Genomic DNA, 21,468 nt, shown 5'->3' with positions numbered 1-21,468 from the left:
AAATTAATTTTTGTTTCCCAGCCTATCTAAATAATCTTGTAAAATTATGGCCGCAGCTGCGTCGTGTCCGCTGCTATTCTCTTTTTTACCGCCTACCTGACCAGCCATTTTAGTGGTCATGGTTTCATTGAAAATATCAACGGGCAAGTTTAGATCGTTCCTTAGTTGTTCAATGAATTTGTTGGCCAATTTAGTTTGCTCTGTCGCCTGGCCAGACAAGCCAAGGGGTTGTCCGACCACAATTAATGATATTTTTTGTTCGGTGATTATATTTTTTATTTCCGCCAAAACATATTCATAATTTTTATTTAACAAAAATCCTCGCGGATGAGCAATCCTAATTTTTTCGTCCGCAATGGCTAATCCGATATATTTTGTACCGTGATCAATACTTAAAATCATTTTAAATTAACTTTTTCCAATTTAATTTTTTCTCCCAACCATCTTGCTGCTAAATTTTGCACGCGATTGGTTAGGTCGGAAACTAAAAATTGATGCTTACTTTTATGATTTAATTGTTGTTCTATCGCAGAATTATTTTTTAAAAATTCTTTTACCTGTAAAACAACTTCTAGAGCCGGATCAACCAATTTTACTTGTTTATTTAATTTGGCCTCAATCTCTTTGATTAAAAACGGATAATGCGTACAGGCCAAAATAAGAGTGTCGATTTGAGCCGCTTTTAATGGCGATAAATATTTTTTAATTATTCTTTTAGTTTCAGGTGTATCAAGCCAGCCTTCTTCTACTAGCGGCACCAGCAAGCTGGCGCTATTTTCGAAAACGCCGATTTTTTTGTGTGCTTTAGCCGCATATTGTTTAATTAAATGATCATAAATCTTCGAGTTAATCGTAGCGCGAGTACCCAAGATACCAATGCGATTATGACGAGTAATGGCAACTGCTTTTTGTGCGGCCGGACTAACCACTTCAAAAACCGGTACTGATAAATTATTTTTTAAATAATCGGTTGCTATAGCCGAGACAGTATTGCAGGCAATGACAATTATTTTTGCTCCGCGTTCAATTAATAATTTTGCGTCTTCAAGCGCGTATTGTTTTATAACCTCCTCCCCTCGGTTGCCGTACGGAGTTCTGGCCGTATCACCAAAATACAAAAGTCGATAAGATAAATTATCTTTATCAAACCAATCGAAAAATTTTTTAACCACGGTCAAACCGCCAATTCCAGAGTCAAAAATTCCAATCATACCAAATTTGTCAAAATTTACGAGTTATTTTGTAACGATGTAAATTTCGTTACAAATTTGAGTATCCCGTGAGCCGATAGCAGTCGGCTTTTACGGGATAACCAAAAATATTATTGCTTTTGAGCAATTAAAACTAAATTAAATCCCTTAATCCAATTTGTCTTTTTGCCCTTACAAACATAATAATGGTCAATTACCTGGAAACCGGCTGCTGAAACCAGGCGTTGTAATTCACCTTCGGTAAAGGCATGATAATATCGTTCAAAAATTTTAAATTTTAGTTTTTCTCCCTTGCTGACAATTGGCATTTTCCAAGGGACAACCACGTCGCCGCGGTCAAATTCTCTTTTATGAAAACCGAAAATAATTGACCAAATTTTATATTTCATTAATAATCTTGGTTGATAAAAATTCCAAACCGTTAAAAGTAGATATCCGCCCGGTTTAAGATAACTATAACAATCCTGTAAAAATTTTAAGCGTAATTTGTAAGAAGGAATATGATGTAGCACCGCCGTGGAAAAAATTTCGTTAAAATCCGATGGACGAAAGGGCAGATTAAGAGCGTCGGCTACGAAGAACTTTGGCTCTTTTAACATTTTAACCGGCTGATTTTTTTTAGCCAAAGATATCAATTCTTCTGAATTATCAACACCGACATATTCAACCGGTCGATTTTTAAAAAGTTCGGCCAATCGACCATTGCCGCAGCCTAAATCTAAAACCCTGTCGCCATTCTTAATATAAACTAATAAATCTTGAAATTCTTTCCAGAGAAAAGCTCGAGTATTAGAAAAGTCGCGGGCCAACGCATTATAGTTTTCTTTGGTCTCCTTAATAATTTGTTCAGCCTTGGCTTGTTTCATATTACATTATTATAGCGTAAGATTAAACAAAATCAAATAGTTATCTTCACTCCCACGCAAAAAATTTTGGTGTGGGGGTTGAAAAAATCGAAATTAACGCTATACTTTAAAAATGACCAAGAATAACCAACTTAATGATTTTGTCAGCGAGCTCGCTCAAAAAAATATTAAAAATAGCGAGCAATTTTTAAATTTAAAGAAAAAACTAATCAGCCAGACTAAAATTCAACCACCGAACAATACAACTATTTTAAGCATCTATCGTGAATTAAAAGAAAAAGAAAATTTATCGCCAAATTATTACTTTGAAAAAAAATTAAAAAAACGGCCGATCCGCTCGCTTTCCGGCGTAGCCGTTGTTTCCGTATTAACTTCACCCCGCCCGTTCGGGACGGAGCAATCCTTGTCCTGCCCGCATCATTGTTTATACTGCCCCACCGAGAAAGGAATCCCCAAAAGTTATTTATCTGGCGAACCCGCAGTAGAAAGGGCAAAAAAATTGTCTTTCGATCCTTTTTGGCAAGTTAAAAAAAGAATTGAAGTTTTGGCAAAAAACGGCCACCCGACCGATAAAATAGAATTAATCGTGATCGGCGGAACCTGGTCATATCTACCGACTAAATATCAAACTTGGTTTATTAAAAGATGCTTTGATGGAGCCAATCGAAAGGTTTCAAAAAATTTAAATCAAGCGCAAAAACTAAACGAAAAAGGAGAACATCGAATAATTGGCATTACCTTGGAAACACGGCCCGACTATATCAACGCCCAAGAAATAAAAAAAATGCGCGAGCTTGGCTGCACGCGCGTTGAATTGGGCGTACAAAACATCGACGATAAAATTCTAAAACAAAATCAACGCGGACATAGTATTAATGAAACTATTAAAGCCACTGAATTATTAAAAGATACTGGGTTTAAAGTCTGCTACCATATCATGCCTGGCATGTTCGGCGCTACTGTCAAGAAAGATTTGATTATGTTTAAAAAATTATTTTCTTTGCCAAACTTTCAACCTGATATGCTTAAAATCTATCCATGCGTAGTAACTAAAGGTTCTCCGCTTTATAAACTATGGCAAAATAAAAAATATCGGCCTTATCAAAATCAACAATTAATAAAACTATTAACACAAATAAAATCGACCATTCCGCCATATGTTAGAATAACTCGCATTATTCGCGACATCCCTTCTTCTAAAATTGAAAGCGGCAGCCGTATTTCTAATTTACGCGAAGTAATACAAAAAGAAATGAAAAAATCAGGACTATCTTGCCGTTGCCTTCGCTGCCGAGAAATAAAAGATATAAAATTTAAAATCGGCAACATTAAACTAAAAAAAATCACCTACTCGGCCAGCGGCGGCCAGGAAATATTCCTATCATTTGAAAATAAAAATAAATTGCTCGCCTTTTTGCGTCTAAGATTACCCCAGCGGTTTAGGTCACCGTTTTCCGCCTTAAACGGCGCAGCTCTTATTCGCGAGCTTCATACTTATGGCGAAATGGTGCCTATCGGCCAAAAGAAAAAAGTTGCTCAACACATCGGTTTAGGAAAAAAATTAATTCTGGAAGCGGAAAAATTAGCCAGGCAGGCCGGTTATAAAAAAATCGCTGTCATTTCCGGCGTGGGCGTGAGAAATTATTATCGCCGAATTGGCTATCAACTAAGACAAACATATCTTATTAAAAACGTCAAATAATCTTATTAGCAAAAAGACGTTTCGCTCGGGAACGTCTTTTTGATTTTAACTAATTTACGGTTGAGTTGATTATTGTGACGGCATAACAGGGCTGTCCCCTCCTGGCGTCTGAAATGTAGTTGGCCTAATTTGGACTGAAGCAGCGCTAACGCTACCATCGGAATTGGCCGTGCCATTGACCATAACATTTTGGCCAACGACTAAATCATTAATTGTACCGGCAACGAATTTGCCTATCTCTGTTTTATCAGAGTAAAAAATTATTTTAGATCCACCGTCGCGAAGTTTGATGGTGACGCTTTTATCATCTTTAGCAATTATTTGTCCGTTAATAAAAGCCGTTCCTGCCTGTCGACTGCCAGCACTAGGCCTTGCCCCGCCCATTTGTTGAAACCTTTGCATATTCGCCTGAGATATTGATCTGCTTTTGCTTTGCGCATATTTAGCGCCGCCCCAAAATGCGCTAAGCGCAATCGCCACGACAATTATAATGATTAAGGGTAAAAATTTTTTCATAAAATTATTTTATTAATTAAGATAATAACTTCTGATGGGGAGATTTTTTTGATAAAATTATTCATATCTTAAGGCTTCAATCGGATTTAATTTTGAGGCGCGGCGAGCCGGATAATAGCCAAAAATAATGCCAATTAAAGCCGAAACTCCGAAAGCCAATAAAATCGAAGTCAAAGAAACTTTTGTAGCAATATTAGCAAACTGGTAAACGCCCCAAGAGATAAGCCAGCCAAAAATAACGCCGACAATGCCACCGACAAAAGTTAGCATTATGGCTTCGGTTAAAAATTGCAAATTAATATCTCCGCCCTTTGCGCCAATCGCTTTACGAAGACCGATTTCGCGCGTCCGCTCAGTAACCGTAGTGAGCATCATATTCATAATACCAATACCACCAACTAAAAGCGAAATAGCCGCGACTGAACCTAATAAAATCGTAAAGGTGTTGGTTACCGATGAAGCAGCGGCAACAATATCAGATTGATTTAAAATACTGAAATCTGCTAAGGCTGAATCAGAAATATGATGACGTTCTAATAATAAAAAAGTAATATCTTCTTGAACTTGCGACATAACCGCTTGACTGGTCGCCTGAACACTAATTGTACTAACCCTTTGACTGCCGGCTAAAAATTGTTGCGCCGTAGTTAAAGGAATAAAGATCATGTCATCCTGGCTGCCAAAGCCAGTCCCACCCTTGCTTTTGGTAAGCCCAACGACCGTAAAATTTATATTTTTAATGCGAATTGTTTGGCCAATCGGACTTACGTCTGTACCGAAAAGGTCTTCGCTAACTGCCGACCCCAGAATCGCCACCCTACTTAAGTTGGCTACATTTTGATCCGTAATAAATACTCCATCAGCAATCTCTATATTCCTAACAGAAGAATAAAACGGAGTCACGCCGTCAATAGATGTGTTGGTGTTGGTCCCTTTGGCCGTAACTTGATAACGGCCTGATAAATCTGGAGCGACGCCAGAAATATTAAAAATATTTTGCGAAATAGCACTAGCATCTTCGAGCGTTAACGTCTGAGCCGAGCCGCGACCTTGGCTGACTTGATTACCAACTCCTCGTTGCATGCCAGGCGTAACTAAAATTAAATTCGATCCTAACGATTGAATGCTGGATTGAATAGAACCCTGCGCTCCCTGACCAATGGAAATCATGGCAATAACCGATCCAATGCCAATAACAATACCAAGAACAGTTAATCCTGACCGAGCCTTATTGGCCAACAGAGCCAAAAATGTTTCTTGGAATAAATCCGATATTCTCATAAATTATTAAAATTAATAATTCTCTTTTGAATATTTTTACTGTCTTCAACAATAGCGCCGTCGCGAATAGTAATAATGCGATCAGCATGTTCAGCTACATAACGCTCATGGGTAATTAGAATTATAGTTCGTTTTTGTTTATCGTTTAATTCTTGAAAGGTAGCTAAAACAATTTCGCCTGTCTTCGTATCAAGATTTCCGGTCGGTTCATCGGCTAAAATTAAAGAAGGGCTATTAACCAGCGCTCTGGCAATAGCCACTCGCTGCATCTGACCGCCGGAAAGCTGATTGGAAAGATGATAAAAGTGCGATTCATCTAATCCTGAGTTTTTCAGTGATTCTTTCGCGCGCTGGTCGCGTTCTTCTTTTGGAACTCCGGAATAAATTAACGGCAAAACTACGTTGCGAATAACCGTAGCGCGTGGCAATAAATTATATGACTGAAAAATAAAACCTATTTTTTGTTTTCTAATATCCGCTAATTCATCATCGGAAAGTTTAGAAACATCTTTGCCGTCTAAAAAATATTCACCGCTGGTGGGAGTGTCCAGCGCGCCTAAAATATGCATCAAAGTAGATTTGCCCGAGCCAGACGGACCCATAATAGCCACAAATTCCCCATCTTTAATAATAAAAGAAATGTCTTTTAGGGCGATAGTCTCGAAGGCCTCGCTTTTATATATTTTATTTATATTTTTACATTCTATCATAATTCAATTTTTTATGGCCGAAAAATCATACCACCGCCAGTGCCGCGATTAGCTCCGGTTGTTTGAAAAATATTTTGCGTTTTAGTAGAAGATGTTTTGGCGCCATTAGCGATCGTTTTAATGATAATTTGATCGCCTTCATTCAAACCACTGGTAATTTCCGTAAAACTATCATCGCTCAAGCCGGTAACAACTATTTGTCTTTTAGGTGTCTCACTTAAATTAATGCCGCCGGCGCTAGCTAGCTGAGTATCAGAAACTTTTTCCAACGGAATTTCAACATAACTAGTATCGCCTGATGATTTTATAGCCGAATTTGATACGACCAGAACATCCTGTCGTATATCGGTAATAATGGCTGCTGAAACGCTCATACCCGGTTTAACACGAGTATCTTCGGTATCAAAAGTAATTTTCACATTATAATTAACTACTCCCTGCGAAACAGTACCAATGGTGTCTATCTCCGCCACTTGGCCAGAGATATTTAACCCTTCAATCGCATCAAAAGTAAGTGTTGCCTTTTGGCCAATTTTTACTTTTGATACGTCAACTTCATTTAAAGGAATCTCGGCAATGCTTTGTTTGGAGATGATTATGGCTACGGTCGTACCACTAGAAACAGAATCTCCTTTTTTAACGTCTAATTCGGCGATTGTGCCGTCAATCGGAGCCCGAATTGAATAGTCGGTCAAAGTTTGTTTGGCATCAAGTAAAGCATTTTCTTTTTGTTTAATACTGAGTTGCTGTGATTGAATATCTAAAGGATCGGTTCCAGCCTGAAGTTTTGCTAATGAAGCGGTTCGTTCGGCAATGGTTGCATCAGCATTGGTAATGGCCTGCTTATCGTCCGTGATGGAAGTTTTAATCGAAAGCAAGCTTGAAAGACTACTATTAGTCTTACTGGTATAAGTATTTAAATTTGTTAGATGCGTATCAGCCATTGGACTAGGAATTATGCTATGTTCTGTTAGTTTATCTTTGTAAAATTGAATTAAATTATTGGTGCTTTTCACCGCTTCGGCCAAATCTTTTGTAGTGTTATAAGTTTCCGTGACTAAACTCTCAATCGCTTCAGTTGAAGAAAACCTGGTCGTGGACTTATAGTCGGTAAAATTTTGATCGTATTCTTTTTTAGCTTTTTGATACTTGTCTTCGGCGTCATTTCTGTATTGCGTAGCCGCGCTATCATACCTCAGGGCCCCATTAGCATAATAATCCAAATTCATTTGCGTTTGGCTAAGGGTATAACTGTGTAAAATATTATCTAGCCCGGTCATAATAGTAGGTAAATCCAAAAAAGCATTAGAGACTGTATTAAAACCGTCTTCATAGGTTTTAGCCAAATCATCTAGCGCATTTTGTTTGGATTGATTGGCTTGAACCAGAGCGTCTTGAGCCTGCAAAAGAGAAAGCGAATCTGGTGGCTGTTGTAATTTTTGTAAAGATAGCTTAGCTGAATCTAAATTAGTCTGCGCGTCTCTAACAGACTTTTGTGCATTCTTGGAATCAAGTTGAACCAACACTGTCCCGGACTTAACGCTTTGTCCCGCCTTAGTGCCAACATAAAGCGCATCTCCTGAGGCCTTTGATTTAATTTCAATTTGATCAGAGGCAGAAACCTGGCCACTGCCGGAAACAGAACTTATAACCGTTCCTTTCTCAACCGAAGCTAAAGCATAGGTAATTGAAACGCCGCTTCCCTTAAGAGCCTTGACTCCGAAATAACCGATTACAATTATTACAACAACACTAAAAATAGTAATCGCCTTATGCTTTGATAACCTTTTAATGATTTTTGCAGTCATAAAAATAATTTTTTAATTATCTTATAATTAAAGAATAAATGGCTTCTGGCTAGGCTAGCGAAATGACGGCGACAAAACCATTCTAATTAAACGCGCCTCTATCTGACCGATATTATTTGGAGCACCGATAACTACAATAAAATCATCTGGCCTTAAATCGTCGATCTCTATTCTGTCTCTTAAGCGGTTAATTATGGTATTGTTTTTTACTAAAACTATCTTTTCCATGTCGCCAGGCCCCCTGGTGATAATCATTGGGTTATCAATTTTTATTATTTGACCAAAGACTCCGTGAGCATCCATAAACTCCCGCCCATTAAAATCCCTAAGTAAAAATCCACCCTGGGGACCGGCAAAGTTTGTGTGGTAGTTATCTCCCCAACGATAAGAAAAATCTGCTTGTTTAAATCCCACCATCATGCCAATCTTGAAAATAAGCAAAAGCATAATCACTCCCACCACGCCAATGAAAATAATCTTAAATTGTTTAGATTGAAAAATTTTAACAAAATCTAATTTCATGTTTTATATTAATTGCTCGCTAAATTATGTTTAAAGGCAACTTTAGCATCTTGAACCACGAATTTAAGCGAAGAAAGAAAAACAAAAATAGTGGTCAAAAAAGCCAAAATACTTGCGACCGGCATAGATTCTAGAAGTGTTAAAACGAATTCGTGCCAATAAGTAAGAACGACCGATGAATCGGAGAAAAGCAAAGAAAAGAATTGAATAAATCCGGATTCAATTAACCCGCTTTGCATTATTTTAAAAACAGGAACAAGTGCTATTAACGAACTAATTAAACCAATAGAGAACAAAATAAACCTGCGCCTAGCTATGGCTATTTTTCTTTCGATCTCAATGCGGTTGATAATTTTAATAAAAAGATAGTCCGGCGGATTTGGCGGCAGTTGAGGCGCTAAATTGTCAATATGGCTTTCTTTCATAATATTGTTAATACGACAAAAGGGTGCCTCTTGGTGCACCCTTTAAAACTTATACGATCATTCGGTTGGTAGATTATTTTAATAGGATATTTTTTAAAGCAATAATAGCTCGGCGGTGATTACTTTTCACCGTATTAATAGATTGATTAAGTTGCTCGGCAATTTCCCGGAAATTTAATTGTTTGTGATAATAAAGAGAAAGGACGGTTTGGTATTTTTCGGAGAGTTTTTCCACAGCTAAAGAAATAATTTGGACTAAATTCTTTCTTTCGAAAATTTCGTGAGCCGTGGGGCCAAGGTCAGCTAAAGTATCAAAGATTAAATTGCTGCCGTCTTCATTCTCAAAGTTCGAAAAAGGCACCGCTTTTCTTTCACCTGTTGCCAGGCGGTATTTTCGGAAATGATCAATAGCTGCGTTTTTAGCAATGGCAAATAGCCAGGTTTTAAAATTTTTCTTTTGATCAAATTTTTTAATATTTCGCCACATCCGCAAAAAGACCTCCTGTGTTATGTCTTCTGTCTCTGAAGCGCTATTTGTATAACGATAGACAAAACCATAAATCTGTTTAAGGTATTTTTTAATCAAAATCTCTAGCGATTGTTCATCGCCATTAAGATATTGCCGCACTAAATTTATATCTTGGCCTATCATGCTAAATATAATATATAAAAATATTTAATTATGGCAACCCCCCCCCCGAAGTAGAAATTTGATACTGCTTGGGGTTCGAAAAATAAATAATAATTTAATATATCGATAACATTTTAGCTAGACGCTTGTCGTGGTCGCAAAACGCAGTTTTAAGAACCATTAAATTTTCACTGCGGGGCAAACATACAAACAAGGATCAGTCCAGGCGGATAAATCGGCCTTATTTTGAACATAGCCCAAAATATTAATGGCGGTTCCTCGGTGAATTCCTAAATGCAAATGTTTTCTTTCGCCGTCGGTTTCTGGACTATAAGCGGCACCCAAAACGCCGATTATATCGCCGCTTTTAATACTATTCCCGACCTTAGAGCTGATGCTCGCTAATTTTAAATGCCCATAAATTATTGTGAATGACTGGCCGTTTAAAGAACAAGATTCTACCGCCACACCACCATAACCACTAGCCGATTTTTTTAATTTTAAATCGCCAGAACAAATTGCTTTAACCGGCACGTCGATGTTGATTTCTTCGGGAAATATTTCAAAGTCAGCGCCAGTATGATAGCCAGCAAATCTTTCCGGCTGGACCGGTGAAGTTTGCGGAGTAATATAAATACCAAAGTTTTTCTTCGTAACCCGCTCACCTGCTCTATCAAGGGGCGGCTGAAAATTAGACATCGTTAGAATATGATTCGGCAAAGGCGCAGGATTAGAGGAATTGTTGATTATCGCCAGTGACTGATTTGTATTTGAAACCGGCTGGAGTTGTTTTGGCATTAAAAAATATCGTACTAAAAATAAAATTACTGCGGCAATGATAAATAAAATAATGATTAGTAATATTTTTTTCATAAAATATTTTTTAATCAACTTCTGCCCTTTTACTTAAAAAAACAATAAATAATATAAATTATAATCTTTTTAAGATTAAAGATATATTACTATAATTAATTTAGGCAAAATGCAGACTCCTTGTCCTTTTGTTTTGCATGTCCTTAGGTCTTAAGGATATATCAGCTTCTATCTGTGTTTTTTATTCTTTCTTGCTTCAAGCATTAATCGCTTGATCTCTAATCTCTTTTTGGTCTTGTGCGAGTGTGACTTTTTGTGCTTTCCGACTGCATTATCTCTTTTTGCTCTTTGTGCCATATAAATTTTATTACGATATTAATCTATAAATTATTATATACTAAAAAGAGTTCTATATCAAGACTCTTTTGATTGCCTCCAATGACTTTGTTTGGTACCCCTCCGAAGGAATCCCGCTTCGCTCTATTGAGCTTTGCAAGACAAGTCGAGAGCTGATGATTTTCAAATTAACTCGTAGTCCATATCCGCCAGTTGGCGGAGAAGGCCTATACCCCATGTCGGTCTGAGACGTATAACTATCAATCAGTATAAGGGTTCTTTGGGGATCGGTCAAGGACGAAAATGACCCCTCTCGGTCTGGTTATATAAATGAGACACGGTAAAAAAGTAGTGTCTCATTTTAAAAATTGAGAGGTAGATAAAATAAAGGGTTTCGGGCAAAATGAGACAAATGAGACACGATGTGTCCACTTTTTGGGGTACAGATCATATGTCTCATTTTATTATAAAAATGCACTCAATAATCTAAAAGCTATTCCGCCCAACAAAATAGCTAAAAATATTTTAAAGATGGTAATTCCCAAAGCTCTTTTCCAGCCAAATTCTCGTCGAAGAACAGCAATGGTGGCTACACAGGGAATATAAAACATGGTAATTAACGCCAAGGTAATCATTTGGACAGGACTCAAAGCTAGAGCAAAATTAGCGGTTCCTAATAGCGTAGCTAACATAACCAAAATTAATTCTTTTCTCAAAATGCCGAAAATCAATAAAATTCCAGTTAGAACTGGCAACCCGAGCCATTTTACAGTGACGGGGCTTAAAAAATTAGCAATCACCGCCAGCCAACCAACTAAATAAAGTCCTTTAATTATTATTCCGGAGATAATCACTAAAGGGCCGGCGATAAAAAGAAAATCTTTTAACCTGAACCAAGTTTGTAGAAATATTGTTCTAAAATGTAGTTTTCTATAGTCTGGCATTTCCATAATAAGCCCTGTCGGCTCGCCTGGTAAAATTTTGGAAGCCAATTTTCCTATAATAAAAATAATTAAAATATTAAATAAATATAAAGCAAGGGCCCATTTTATACCGACAAATTTTCCTACTAATCCTAAAATAACAACCGTGATGGCGCTACAAGGAATAAGGGTGGATAAAAATCCTGTCAAAAATCTTTCCCTTTTAGTCTCCATAATGCGGCAAGAAAGACAGGCCGGAACATTACAACCATAACCAAGAAGCAATGGGATACAGGCCTTACCATGTACGCCAAGTTTGTGCATTAAATTGTCCATTAAAAAAGCAATGCGGGCCAAATATCCGCAATCTTCTAAAAAATATAAAACAAAATAAAAGGGAATAATATAAGGAATAGCGATCATGATTAAACCCAAAACACTTTCAATTCCTGCCCAAATCAACGAAGCTAAAACTGAATTACCGAGAAAGTTTTCATACCATAGCTGAACGTTGGGAAATATCTTTATAAAATACGAGGAAAACCAGTCGCCAAATTTAAAAATGAATCCGAACATTAAAAATAAGACTAAAATTAAAACAGGATAACCCCAAATTTTATGGCTGGTTATCGAGTTTAATTTTTCAGTGAAGCTTGTTTTCGATAATTTGGTTATTCTTAGTACACTTTGAATTATGTCTGAAACCAAATGGCAACGCTCGCCGGCGACGACAATAGATGAGTCATGCCCATGAATTTTCTCAATATAAGAAATTAATTCTTTTGCCTTTTCTAATATGGCGGGGGCTTTATTTCTGACTAATTTTTCAACTTCTTTATCTTTTTCTAAAAGCTTTATGGCCAACCACCTTTTTGAATAGGAAAGTTCAAGATTGGACATCATGCTGATAAGTTTTTCAATCTGCTCTTCTACTTCTTTTCCGTATTTTAGATTGCTCTGATTTCCTACCCTTTTCGATTCTATTAAAGCAATACCTCTATCTAAAATTTTTGTTATCCCCTTACCATAAATGGCTGCAACCGGCACCACGGGAATTTTTAAGATTTCTTCTAATTTTTCAATATTAATATCTATTCTCTTTTTTTTAAACAAATTCACCATATTCAAGGCTAAAACGGTTGGTCGCTCTAATTCTAAAAGTTGCAAAGTAAAAATTAAGTTTCTCTCTAAGTTGGTACCGTCTACGACATTCACGACAAAATCTGATTTCTGAGAGGCAATGTATTCTCTTGAAACTAACTCTTCCATTGAATAAGTGGCGAGAGAATAAATTCCTGGCAAATCTAAAACATCAATAGTGTATCCTTTGTAACACAAAGTTCCTTCTGCTTTCTCTACTGTTTTCCCTGGCCAATTACCCAAATGCTGATGGAGACCGGTTAAGTAATTAAAAATCACGCTTTTCCCGGTATTAGCGTTTCCGGCCAAAACTATATTTAATTTTCCTTCTTTAGCCATGTTTCTCGGCTAAAATTTTAACTAAAATTTTAGAGGCTATCCCTCTGCCTAAAGCTAATTTTGAACCCAAAACCTCAATTTCTATTGGTCCCCAAAATGGGGCTTTTCCTAAAATTTTTATTTTAGTCCCGAAAACTAATCCTAAATCAGCCAATCTTTTAGTGACCATTTGTCCACCGACAACAGAAATAATTTCAACTTCTTGGTTTTCTTTTAAATCAATAAGAGTCAATTCTTCTTTCATATTGTTAATAATAACAAAAAATAATTATAATAACAAGAAAAAGATTAATTAAAATCTTTTTTATTTCTGTGATAAAGGTCAATTAAATTTACAAGAATACCTGGCTATAAATTTTTTCTAATTTTTATTGCCTTTCCCTCAATTAAAGCTTCAACAACTTTTTTGCGGGCTGATGTTAGTATTCGTTGAAGAGTGCTTTGAGAAACTTTCATTTTCTTGGCCGCTTCAATTTGTTCTAAATTTTTGTAATCGCAAAGTCGTAAAGTCTCCAGCTCGTCTACACCCAAATCTACTTCTTCTAATATTGAGAGAGGCACTGCCTGTGGTTTAAAATAAGTTACATTGGGGTCGAATAATACTCTTCTTGGTTTTAATGGTCTAACCATATTATTTTCTAATTAAATTAATTTTGCACTTCGGACATTCAAATGTCAAACAAGGAATGCCTCGTTCATGAAGAATTTTATAACCACATTTTGGACAAACACAATAACCACCGGGTCCACCTCCTTTTGCCTCTTTAATTTCTTTCCTAAATTTTCCTTTCCTTTGCCAACCGAAACTTTGACCAAAAGCCGGTTTATAAAATCCGGTCTCTACTTCATGACCTTTGATCTGAATGGCGACATAAGAAAGATTTTCAATTTCTTTTATTAACTCTTCTCTCAAATTGTCGGAGGTTCTTACCGCTTCTTCTACGCTCAAATTACTGGGTAATTTTATTTCCATATTAGCGGTAATGGCTGAACCCTTTTTTTGAGTTTTTAAGGATGAGATCTCAATATTCTGCGTCTTAATTATTGTTTTTATTTTTTCTTCTATCTTTTCGCCAGCTGAAACATCAAGCAAAGAATCAACCGCTTCTTTACCAATTGAAAATGATTCTTTAATAATATATAAACCGATTAATAGGGCCAAAGCTGAATCAACATAAACCCAGTATTTAGTCAAAAATAATCCTGCTAAAACGACTAGCGAAGCGTAAACATCTATTCGAGAATGAAATCCATCTGATAATAAAGCAACGGAATTTTCTTCTTTACCATAATGAATCTTCAATCTCGCCATTATCTCATTAATCACAGCTGAAATTAACATCGTACCTAATGCCAAGTATCCAATTGCAGCGGGAGAAGGGCTCTGAAGTTCGTGAATCGCCTCAAATATAATAAATAAACCGGTTCCGAACAGAACAATAGTTATTATTAATCCGGCCAAAACTTCAAATTTATAATGGCCATAAGGATGTTTTTGATCGATGGGCTTTTTGGCTATTTTAATGCCGACAAAACTTATCGCCGAGGTTAATACATCCATTCCCGAATGAAAACCTTCAGCAAAAATAGCGCCAGAACCAGTTATAAAGCCAACCGCTAATTTACTTCCGGCTAAAAACACGTTAGTTAGTATTGAAATTTTAGCTATTTTTTCTTTCATTTCGGTTATTATTTTTCATTATTAATTAGACCCAACCTTTGATCAAAGATATGACCATAGCCGTCGCAACTCCAAGCATCAGTATTCCAGCTATTAAATGCAACAATTTTATTTTTTTCTGCCTTATTGCTTCTAACTTGCTGGCAGTAGATAAACCTTTATAAATTATTAAGGAAAGTATTATTAATGGCGATACAAAAACCAAATTATAGATAAGTAAATAAAAAATTCCCGTACTCCTGGTAACTTCTTTTGCCAATAAGCCCAAGATAACTATATATGGTCCGCCCGTACAAGGTAATTCAAATAAAGATATGGCAAAACCAGCAATAAAAGCTCCAAAAGGAGTTGTCACGCTGTTTAATATTCTTTTTATAGTTGGCCTCCATCTCAGTGGAATCTCCATTAAAAACCCCTTTCCATACCAAAAATAATCTTTAATATTCAATAAGCCAACAATAAAAGCTAAAATTGTTACTACTATATAAAACTTGTGACTAAGTCCGCTAATCTGCAAGGCTGAAAATAAACCAAGACCTATTAAGAAATATGAAATATAGACCGATGCTGTAAAAGCTAAACCAAAATTTAAAGCCTTTTTCCTACTGCTTATAGACAAAACAGCGGTCATCAAAATTATTAAAACCGCAAAAGCACAAGGATTAATTGCGTCTACTGCCGCCGCAGAAACAACAATGGGAATTGTAAGTTTTTTTACAATTTCGTTTTTACCAAAATTGTCTGGGAATGATTTATTCACCATTAATTCAGGATCAATGCAATCGGCTTCCAAACATCTTTTTATTTCATTTTCTATCGAATCTCCTATTTCATTGCTAAATCCGATAATTACTTTATCATCAATAAATACTGTTGGCACCCCTTTTATGGGAGTATTAAAGGCCTGGGACATTTGTTCAAATAACTTTCTTCCCTCAGGATCCTGATAAACTTCGTGTTCATATATTTTCAACGACGAGTATTTGTTCCTCATGTTATCCAAGAATAATTTTAACTTACTGCAATGAGGACATCCCTGACCGTAAAACATATGTAAAGAAACATCATTTTGATTATTAAGATTATTTTGAGCATTAACTTTTATTGAAAAAATAATACAAAAAACGGTTAAAATAAAAATAATTATAAATTTTTTATAAATAGATTTTAAATTCATAATAATTTATTCTAATATCTTTTTAATAATTGCTTGAAATAACTTTTTATAAACTGGATTTATTTCAATTACTGGTTTCATTTTAACGGTTGACCTAACAAAATCTTTTCGGTAAGGAATTTTTCCTAGGATTAGAATTTTATTTATTCTGGCAAAGTTTTCTATCTCAGAATAAAAACTTTCTTCAAGATCAAATTTATTAATAACTATGCCGCGCTTTATCCCAAAGTGTTCAGCCAAATATAAAACCCTTTTCAAATCAAAAAGGGCTGACGGCGTCGGTTCTGTTACGCCGACAATATAGTCAGTGCCAACTAAAGAAGCAATTACAGGGCAACCAATTCCCGGCGAAGAATCAATAATCGTTATTTCAGCTTTTATTTTTTTATTAATTTTATCAGCATATTTTCTTACCTTAGCCACCACCTCACCGGAAGCCAATTCTCCCAATTTAAGCTCTCCAGAAACTAAATTAACATTATAATTTTTCCCAGTATAAATTTTCCCGATTTCTTTTTTAGTTTCCGTTATCGCGCCAGTTGGACAAGTAACAATACATGCCTTACATCCGATACAAACATCTTTAACAAAAGCGGGAAATTTTCCTTTAGTGAAAACAATGGCATTTTGTTTGCAAACGGAAGCGCATTTACCGCATTTTGTACACTTCTTAAAATTCCATTTAGGAATCGGTTGAAAAACTGTTATATATTTTTTTCTTTTTACGGAAAGTAGGAGATGATCATTTGGACATTCCGCATCAGCATCTACCAGCATTGTCTTGGTTCGTTTTGCAAATTCTACTGCTAATGAAGTCGCTACCATTGATTTTCCCACCCCACCTTTTCCACCAGTAATCGCAATTTTCATAAATTTACTATTTATATTATTTGCAGGTATCCCCTATACTTGCTTTTTTAATTATATTATTTTTCCACATTTCAAAAACATCTCTTACTGTTTCTGCTCGACAAACATATACATCTATACCTAATTCTTGACATAAATTTAAAGCCCTCGGTCCAAGATCCTTACAAAGTAAAATGTTCGCTCCGTGTTTTTTCATCAATTCCGGCGGCAGACCAACGCCGTCCATATGTTCGCTGGTATTGTCTATTATCTCAACAATCTCGCCTTCTTCATTAAGAAAGGTATAAGTCGGGCAACGACCAAAATGGTCGGCCACTTTATCGTCAAGCCCATTTCTCTTATTAGTCGGAATTACAATTTTCATTTTTAAATTTTCTTAAGTTTTCCATTTATGAAATCTTGTAAAATCTCTTTTACCGTTCCATTTCCGTAATAAACATCAATATTAAATTGCCTTAACACATCTAAGGCTCTCGGACCCACATTACCTGTGATTACGGTATCGATATTTTTTTCTGCCATTAATTGAGCAGCTGAAATACCAACACCACTCATTTGGTCTGTGTTTTTATTTTCTATTGCTTCGGTTTTTTCTATTTTCTGGCTTTCAATTTCAGCAATAATAAAATAAGGACATCTTCCAAAAATATCAGAAACACTACTGTCAATAGTTTCCCTTATCGAACTTACTGCTATTTTCATAAAGTTTTCTTGTTTAATTTTATTTTTGTCCTTTGAGTTCGGCCAATCTGGTTTTAATAGTCTTGAGTTCCTCTTCTAAAATAATAACTTCTTCTGAAAGAGTTTCTATTTCTTCTTTTTTAGTCTGAGTAGGAGTAGGATAATAACCCCAAAATCTCCTCCAACCAAAACCGCGGCTAAACCTTCCGCCTCTGCGCCAAGCCATTCCGGCGCCACAAGGACCCAAGCCCCAGCCAGTCCGAGGGCCATAACCAGCAGGACCACTACTATTAAATCTTGGCATAATTTTAAATGTTTATTTATTAATTAATAATTCGACCTTGATATTATGAATATATAACCAAAACTAATTTTTATCAATAGAAATTTGTGGATAACTTTATGAAGAATTAGTTATCTACAATAGGGCCTGGACTCCCTGACCAGGTGCGTCATCAATGTTCCATGGGATTAATCAATAACCTTAGACCTATGGAACAAACAACAACTTTAAGTAGACACCCGCAAGCAATCCAAACACCGGTTATCATCAAGTACTGCCTTTATGCTCGCAAGTCGACCGAGCAAGATGAAATGCAGGCACTTTCCATTGATAGCCAGATCAAGGAAATGTCAGAAATCGCTAAACGCGACAATCTCAACGTGATTGAGATCAAGAAGGAATCGCATTCATCAAAGGCAGTTGGCCAAAGACCTGTCTTCAATCAAATGATTGAGGAGATACGAAGTGGCAAATTTAATGCCATTCTAACCTGGGCGCCGGATCGCTTAAGTAGGAATGCCGGCGACCTAGGAACTTTGGTTGATTTGATGGATCAAGGAGTGTTGCTCGAAATTAAAACCTACAGCCAGAAATTTACCAACAACCCAAATGAAAAATTTCTATTAATGATTCTAGGTAGTCATGCCAAACTGGAGAACGATAATAAGTCGGTTAATGTAAAACGAGGGCTAAAAGCTAAATGCGAAATGGGCTGGCGACCAAACATGGCCCCGACTGGCTATCTAATGGAAAGCCATGTTGATAAAAAGGGTCAGTGCCGGCTAGACCCCAAAAGATCGGTAATTATCAAACAAATGTTTGAAAAAGTAGCTTATGAAAACTGGAGTGGCCGAAAAATTCATCGCTGGTTTCAGGAAATAGGGTTTAAGACTAAAAACAATAAACCCCTATCAATTGCCAATGTCTATGAGCTGCTAAGAAATACGTTCTACTACGGCGAATTCGAGTTTCCTGCCAAGAGTAGTCAATGGTATACCGGCAAACACACGCCGATTATTAACAAAGAGGTGTTTGGTAAAGTTCAAGAAGCCCTAGACCAACACTATATCCCCAAGACCGAGAGCAAAGAATTTGCCTTCACTAAACTGATTAAGTGCGGCTGTTGTGGCTCGGGCATTACGGCTGACGAGAAATTCAAGAAATTAAAAGATGGCGGAGTCAACCGCCATGTCTACTACCGCTGTACCAAGGCCAGAAATATTGATTGTAAGAACTCGGCTATTAATGAAGAAAACCTGATTAAAGAATTAATTGAAATGATTAATAAAGTTAATCTAGATGATCTGGGTATCAAGGCAAAAATTGAACACGAGATGACCAGATATAACAAATTCAGAATTGGGGTCTTAGGAGTAAGTAATAAAGTAAAATTGAATACTGATATTAATACCCGGAACTATGCCAAATACATCTTAAAAGAAGGAACGCTGATTGAAAAAAGAGAATTGCTGACTTGTCTGCAAAGCAAGTTAATACTTCTAGACAGAAAAATACATCTGGAGTAAAAAGGTAAAGATAAAATAGAAAAATCACGGATAAAATTCCGTGGTTTTTCTTTTAAGGTGATTAAGTCAAGGGCAATGTTTGGTCGATTTTTAGCCGACCCCTCACGGTCACTTGACTTAGCACTACTTGGTACCCCCTGAAGGAATCGAACCTTCATCAATAGCTTAAAAGGCTACTGCTCTACCACTGAGCTAAGGGGGCGTATTTTGGTTTTACTTAGAACCATCCTTCTTTGCGTGCATAAAGTTCGAAATTGCCATCCATTCTGCCTATAAGAACAAAGTTTCTTCCCAGGCGATCTTCGAAATCTATTTTATCTAAAGTACGATGAGCGGCTAAAAACATCGACCGCGCTTCATCAAAACTCAAAACATGAGCCAAATGTTCTATGCCCAACTTCGCCTCGTCATCATAATAAACCAAATAACCATGAATGTTTTCTTTATGATCAAGCATAAATGGGGATAAAATGTGTAAACGAGAGTTGTCTAAAACGTTCTAAAATTATAGAATAAAGAAATTAAATTGTAAAGGGTTTAATGGGGAAAATCTCACATGAAAAATAATCTAGAAAAACTTCCACCACAAAACATCGAAGCTGAAGAGGCGTTGCTTGGCTGTCTTCTAATAGACAAAGATGCGATTATTAAAATCGCTGATATTATCGGCCCAGATGATTTTTATAAAGACATTCATCGCATTATTTACGAAGCTATGCTCGAAGTTTTTGAGCATCGTGAACCAATTGATATTTTAAGTATCTCTAACCGTTTAGAGGAAAAGGGACAGCTGGACTTAATCGGCGGACGAAGCCATTTAGCCGATTTAGCTAATGGCGTACCCAGTGCTACTCATGTAGTTTCTTATGCCCAGATAATCCAACGCAAAGCAACTCTAAGGAATCTCATTAATGCCTCAACCGAAATAACCAAAATGGCTTATGACGAAGAAGAACAGGTTGATAAAATACTCGATCGTTCCGAGCAAAAACTTTTTGCCGTCTCCCAAAGATTTTTAAAACAAAATTTCACGCCCATCCAAGATGTACTTGGCGATGCCTTCACTCGTATCGAAGAAATTCATAAAAGCGGCGGTAAGTTGCGCGGTTTACCTTGCGGCTTCTCCGACCTCGATGCCGCTTTGGGCGGCTTACAAGCTTCTGATTTAATTATTTTAGCCGCTCGCCCATCGGTTGGTAAAAGCGCTTTAGCAATTGATATCGCCCGCCAAGTGGCGGTCTTGCATAAAATTCCGGTTGGCATATTTAGCCTGGAAATGTCTCGTGAACAAATCGTTGATCGTATGATCTGCTCTCAGGCCAATATTAACTTATGGAAAATGCGAACCGGCGCCTTATCAAAAAGCGACGAAGGCGCCTTTTCAAAAATCGGCGACTCAATTAATATTTTATCTGAAGCGCCGATTTTTATTGATGATTCACCGATGGCTAATATCATGGAAATCCGCACTAAAGCCCGAAGACTACAAGCTGAACATGGACTAGGACTTATTATTATCGACTACTTACAACTAATGGAAGGCGGCGAAGGGGCTGACAATCGCGTTCAAGAGGTTTCCGCTATTTCTCGCGCTTTAAAGGCCATTGCTCGAGAACTGCACATCCCGGTTATCGCTCTTTCTCAATTATCTCGCGCTACTGAAGCGCGTACACCGGCTATTCCTAAATTAGCAGACTTAAGAGAAAGTGGCAGTTTAGAACAAGATAGCGACGTGGTTTTGTTTATTTATCGCAAGGCCACTGACCGTGGCATTAAATTCTGCCCGCCTGAAGAGCGGGGTGTAGCCGAAATTCATGTTGCCAAACATCGCCATGGCCCAGCTGGCGTCATGGTTAAATTGTTCTTTGACGAGCACACGGCTAGCTTTAAGAATTTGCAGTTTGCTCCTTCAGAAGAATTTAGTTATGAATATAACGAAGAACAATCGGGCGAACAACCAGTAAGCCAAACCGAAGAACCATTTTAATGAATTTTCTATAAAAATTTTATCTGGTAAAATTTAATAA

At 36.8% G+C, this 21,468-nt stretch carries 24 protein-coding genes and 1 tRNA gene; 3 read left to right on the top strand and 22 right to left on the bottom strand.

The genetic code is table 11. The annotated features are described in order from the left end of the window. Positions 1-3: 3 nt before the first annotated feature. The 3 genes from ruvX to PHV78_02950 all read right to left on the bottom strand — a co-directional run bounded on the left by ruvX (position 4) and on the right by PHV78_02950 (position 2,077). Positions 4-402, bottom strand: a complete 399-nt coding sequence (gene ruvX / locus PHV78_02960) for a Holliday junction resolvase RuvX (protein MDD5396181.1) — start codon at positions 400-402, stop codon at positions 4-6. Continuing rightward, positions 399-1,211, bottom strand: a complete 813-nt coding sequence (gene murI / locus PHV78_02955; protein ID MDD5396180.1) for a glutamate racemase — start codon at positions 1,209-1,211, stop codon at positions 399-401. The genes ruvX and murI overlap by 4 nt, the downstream gene beginning before the upstream one ends. A gap of 110 nt (positions 1,212-1,321) precedes the next feature. Continuing rightward, the gene (locus tag PHV78_02950) at positions 1,322-2,077 is read right to left on the bottom strand and encodes a methyltransferase domain-containing protein (protein ID MDD5396179.1); all 756 of its coding nucleotides are present in this window, start codon (positions 2,075-2,077) and stop codon (positions 1,322-1,324) included. Between the two features lie 112 nt (positions 2,078-2,189). On the opposite strand from PHV78_02950, the gene PHV78_02945 reads away from it, so the two are divergent. After that, the gene (locus PHV78_02945) at positions 2,190-3,779 is read left to right on the top strand and encodes a tRNA uridine(34) 5-carboxymethylaminomethyl modification radical SAM/GNAT enzyme Elp3 (protein MDD5396178.1); all 1,590 of its coding nucleotides are present in this window, start codon (positions 2,190-2,192) and stop codon (positions 3,777-3,779) included. Between the two features lie 69 nt (positions 3,780-3,848). Here PHV78_02945 and PHV78_02940 read toward each other — a convergent pair whose 3' ends face one another. The 17 genes from PHV78_02940 to PHV78_02860 all read right to left on the bottom strand — a co-directional run bounded on the left by PHV78_02940 (position 3,849) and on the right by PHV78_02860 (position 17,936). Continuing rightward, the gene (locus PHV78_02940; protein ID MDD5396177.1) at positions 3,849-4,295 is read right to left on the bottom strand and encodes a hypothetical protein; all 447 of its coding nucleotides are present in this window, start codon (positions 4,293-4,295) and stop codon (positions 3,849-3,851) included. Between the two features lie 57 nt (positions 4,296-4,352). After that, complete coding sequence (locus tag PHV78_02935; GenBank protein ID MDD5396176.1) at positions 4,353-5,576, bottom strand: ABC transporter permease; 1,224 nt, start codon at positions 5,574-5,576, stop codon at positions 4,353-4,355. Next, positions 5,573-6,286 (bottom strand): ABC transporter ATP-binding protein, encoded by a 714-nt coding sequence (locus tag PHV78_02930; GenBank protein MDD5396175.1) that lies wholly within the window; start codon positions 6,284-6,286, stop codon positions 5,573-5,575. The genes PHV78_02935 and PHV78_02930 overlap by 4 nt, the downstream gene beginning before the upstream one ends. An 11-nt stretch (positions 6,287-6,297) precedes the next feature. Next, entirely contained in the window at positions 6,298-8,094 is a 1,797-nt protein-coding gene (locus PHV78_02925; protein ID MDD5396174.1) for an efflux RND transporter periplasmic adaptor subunit, read from the bottom strand. A gap of 54 nt (positions 8,095-8,148) precedes the next feature. Next, complete coding sequence (locus tag PHV78_02920; protein MDD5396173.1) at positions 8,149-8,616, bottom strand: hypothetical protein; 468 nt, start codon at positions 8,614-8,616, stop codon at positions 8,149-8,151. Positions 8,617-8,624: 8 nt separating this feature from the next. Continuing rightward, positions 8,625-9,041, bottom strand: coding sequence for a hypothetical protein (locus tag PHV78_02915; protein MDD5396172.1), 417 nt, complete (start codon positions 9,039-9,041; stop codon positions 8,625-8,627). 73 nt (positions 9,042-9,114) lie between these two features. Next, positions 9,115-9,693, bottom strand: coding sequence for a sigma-70 family RNA polymerase sigma factor (locus PHV78_02910; protein ID MDD5396171.1), 579 nt, complete (start codon positions 9,691-9,693; stop codon positions 9,115-9,117). A 159-nt stretch (positions 9,694-9,852) separates the two neighbouring features. Then, positions 9,853-10,545, bottom strand: a complete 693-nt coding sequence (locus PHV78_02905) for a M23 family metallopeptidase (protein MDD5396170.1) — start codon at positions 10,543-10,545, stop codon at positions 9,853-9,855. Positions 10,546-11,285: 740 nt separating this feature from the next. Then, positions 11,286-13,223: a ferrous iron transport protein B gene (feoB, locus tag PHV78_02900; protein MDD5396169.1), complete on the bottom strand. Its 1,938-nt coding sequence runs from the start codon at positions 13,221-13,223 to the stop codon at positions 11,286-11,288. Then, on the bottom strand, positions 13,216-13,467 hold the full coding sequence (locus PHV78_02895) for a FeoA domain-containing protein (GenBank protein ID MDD5396168.1): 252 nt from the start codon (positions 13,465-13,467) through the stop codon (positions 13,216-13,218). The genes feoB and PHV78_02895 overlap by 8 nt, the downstream gene beginning before the upstream one ends. Positions 13,468-13,571: 104 nt before the next feature. Continuing rightward, entirely contained in the window at positions 13,572-13,853 is a 282-nt protein-coding gene (locus PHV78_02890; protein ID MDD5396167.1) for a DUF134 domain-containing protein, read from the bottom strand. Between the two features lies 1 nt (position 13,854). Continuing rightward, positions 13,855-14,904 (bottom strand): cation diffusion facilitator family transporter, encoded by a 1,050-nt coding sequence (locus PHV78_02885; protein MDD5396166.1) that lies wholly within the window; start codon positions 14,902-14,904, stop codon positions 13,855-13,857. Between the two features lie 25 nt (positions 14,905-14,929). Next, positions 14,930-16,081 carry a cytochrome c biogenesis protein gene (locus PHV78_02880; protein MDD5396165.1) on the bottom strand — a complete coding sequence of 384 codons (1,152 nt, stop codon included), beginning with the start codon at positions 16,079-16,081 and terminating at the stop codon, positions 14,930-14,932. 6 nt (positions 16,082-16,087) lie between these two features. Further along, the gene (locus tag PHV78_02875) at positions 16,088-16,951 is read right to left on the bottom strand and encodes an ATP-binding protein (protein ID MDD5396164.1); all 864 of its coding nucleotides are present in this window, start codon (positions 16,949-16,951) and stop codon (positions 16,088-16,090) included. A 16-nt stretch (positions 16,952-16,967) separates the two neighbouring features. After that, the gene (locus PHV78_02870) at positions 16,968-17,315 is read right to left on the bottom strand and encodes a NifB/NifX family molybdenum-iron cluster-binding protein (GenBank protein MDD5396163.1); all 348 of its coding nucleotides are present in this window, start codon (positions 17,313-17,315) and stop codon (positions 16,968-16,970) included. Between the two features lie 2 nt (positions 17,316-17,317). Beyond that, the gene (locus tag PHV78_02865) at positions 17,318-17,653 is read right to left on the bottom strand and encodes a NifB/NifX family molybdenum-iron cluster-binding protein (protein MDD5396162.1); all 336 of its coding nucleotides are present in this window, start codon (positions 17,651-17,653) and stop codon (positions 17,318-17,320) included. Positions 17,654-17,672: 19 nt separating this feature from the next. Next, on the bottom strand, positions 17,673-17,936 hold the full coding sequence (locus PHV78_02860; GenBank protein ID MDD5396161.1) for a DUF5320 domain-containing protein: 264 nt from the start codon (positions 17,934-17,936) through the stop codon (positions 17,673-17,675). Between the two features lie 188 nt (positions 17,937-18,124). On the opposite strand from PHV78_02860, the gene PHV78_02855 reads away from it, so the two are divergent. Further along, complete coding sequence (locus tag PHV78_02855) at positions 18,125-19,441, top strand: recombinase family protein (protein MDD5396160.1); 1,317 nt, start codon at positions 18,125-18,127, stop codon at positions 19,439-19,441. A gap of 128 nt (positions 19,442-19,569) precedes the next feature. On the opposite strand, the gene PHV78_02850 is transcribed toward PHV78_02855, so the two are convergent. Together PHV78_02850 and PHV78_02845 are read right to left on the bottom strand one after the other, a co-directional pair. Beyond that, a tRNA-Lys gene (locus tag PHV78_02850) sits at positions 19,570-19,643 on the bottom strand. Between the two features lie 15 nt (positions 19,644-19,658). After that, positions 19,659-19,898 (bottom strand): hypothetical protein, encoded by a 240-nt coding sequence (locus tag PHV78_02845; GenBank protein ID MDD5396159.1) that lies wholly within the window; start codon positions 19,896-19,898, stop codon positions 19,659-19,661. Positions 19,899-19,997: 99 nt separating this feature from the next. Between PHV78_02845 and dnaB the strand changes: the two genes are divergently transcribed. Beyond that, positions 19,998-21,428, top strand: a complete 1,431-nt coding sequence (gene dnaB, locus PHV78_02840) for a replicative DNA helicase (protein MDD5396158.1) — start codon at positions 19,998-20,000, stop codon at positions 21,426-21,428. The last annotated feature ends 40 nt before the right edge of the window (positions 21,429-21,468 follow it).

Source organism: Patescibacteria group bacterium (assembly GCA_028715115.1).
GTDB lineage: Bacteria > Patescibacteriota > Patescibacteriia > UBA2591 > UBA4787 > JAQUSN01.
This window is presented reverse-complemented; position numbering and strand designations above follow the sequence as displayed.

Coding starts and splice junctions, on each gene's coding strand:
- ruvX (MDD5396181.1), bottom strand. CDS start 402: ATGATTTTAAGTATTGATCACGGTACAAAATATATCGGATTAGCCATT.
- murI (MDD5396180.1), bottom strand. CDS start 1,211: ATGATTGGAATTTTTGACTCTGGAATTGGCGGTTTGACCGTGGTTAAA.
- PHV78_02950 (MDD5396179.1), bottom strand. CDS start 2,077: ATGAAACAAGCCAAGGCTGAACAAATTATTAAGGAGACCAAAGAAAAC.
- PHV78_02945 (MDD5396178.1), top strand. CDS start 2,190: ATGACCAAGAATAACCAACTTAATGATTTTGTCAGCGAGCTCGCTCAA.
- PHV78_02940 (MDD5396177.1), bottom strand. CDS start 4,295: ATGAAAAAATTTTTACCCTTAATCATTATAATTGTCGTGGCGATTGCG.
- PHV78_02935 (MDD5396176.1), bottom strand. CDS start 5,576: ATGAGAATATCGGATTTATTCCAAGAAACATTTTTGGCTCTGTTGGCC.
- PHV78_02930 (MDD5396175.1), bottom strand. CDS start 6,286: ATGATAGAATGTAAAAATATAAATAAAATATATAAAAGCGAGGCCTTC.
- PHV78_02925 (MDD5396174.1), bottom strand. CDS start 8,094: ATGACTGCAAAAATCATTAAAAGGTTATCAAAGCATAAGGCGATTACT.
- PHV78_02920 (MDD5396173.1), bottom strand. CDS start 8,616: ATGAAATTAGATTTTGTTAAAATTTTTCAATCTAAACAATTTAAGATT.
- PHV78_02915 (MDD5396172.1), bottom strand. CDS start 9,041: ATGAAAGAAAGCCATATTGACAATTTAGCGCCTCAACTGCCGCCAAAT.
- PHV78_02910 (MDD5396171.1), bottom strand. CDS start 9,693: ATGATAGGCCAAGATATAAATTTAGTGCGGCAATATCTTAATGGCGAT.
- PHV78_02905 (MDD5396170.1), bottom strand. CDS start 10,545: ATGAAAAAAATATTACTAATCATTATTTTATTTATCATTGCCGCAGTA.
- feoB (MDD5396169.1), bottom strand. CDS start 13,223: ATGGCTAAAGAAGGAAAATTAAATATAGTTTTGGCCGGAAACGCTAAT.
- PHV78_02895 (MDD5396168.1), bottom strand. CDS start 13,467: ATGAAAGAAGAATTGACTCTTATTGATTTAAAAGAAAACCAAGAAGTT.
- PHV78_02890 (MDD5396167.1), bottom strand. CDS start 13,853: ATGGTTAGACCATTAAAACCAAGAAGAGTATTATTCGACCCCAATGTA.
- PHV78_02885 (MDD5396166.1), bottom strand. CDS start 14,904: ATGAAAGAAAAAATAGCTAAAATTTCAATACTAACTAACGTGTTTTTA.
- PHV78_02880 (MDD5396165.1), bottom strand. CDS start 16,081: ATGAATTTAAAATCTATTTATAAAAAATTTATAATTATTTTTATTTTA.
- PHV78_02875 (MDD5396164.1), bottom strand. CDS start 16,951: ATGAAAATTGCGATTACTGGTGGAAAAGGTGGGGTGGGAAAATCAATG.
- PHV78_02870 (MDD5396163.1), bottom strand. CDS start 17,315: ATGAAAATTGTAATTCCGACTAATAAGAGAAATGGGCTTGACGATAAA.
- PHV78_02865 (MDD5396162.1), bottom strand. CDS start 17,653: ATGAAAATAGCAGTAAGTTCGATAAGGGAAACTATTGACAGTAGTGTT.
- PHV78_02860 (MDD5396161.1), bottom strand. CDS start 17,936: ATGCCAAGATTTAATAGTAGTGGTCCTGCTGGTTATGGCCCTCGGACT.
- PHV78_02855 (MDD5396160.1), top strand. CDS start 18,125: ATGGAACAAACAACAACTTTAAGTAGACACCCGCAAGCAATCCAAACA.
- PHV78_02845 (MDD5396159.1), bottom strand. CDS start 19,898: ATGCTTGATCATAAAGAAAACATTCATGGTTATTTGGTTTATTATGAT.
- dnaB (MDD5396158.1), top strand. CDS start 19,998: ATGAAAAATAATCTAGAAAAACTTCCACCACAAAACATCGAAGCTGAA.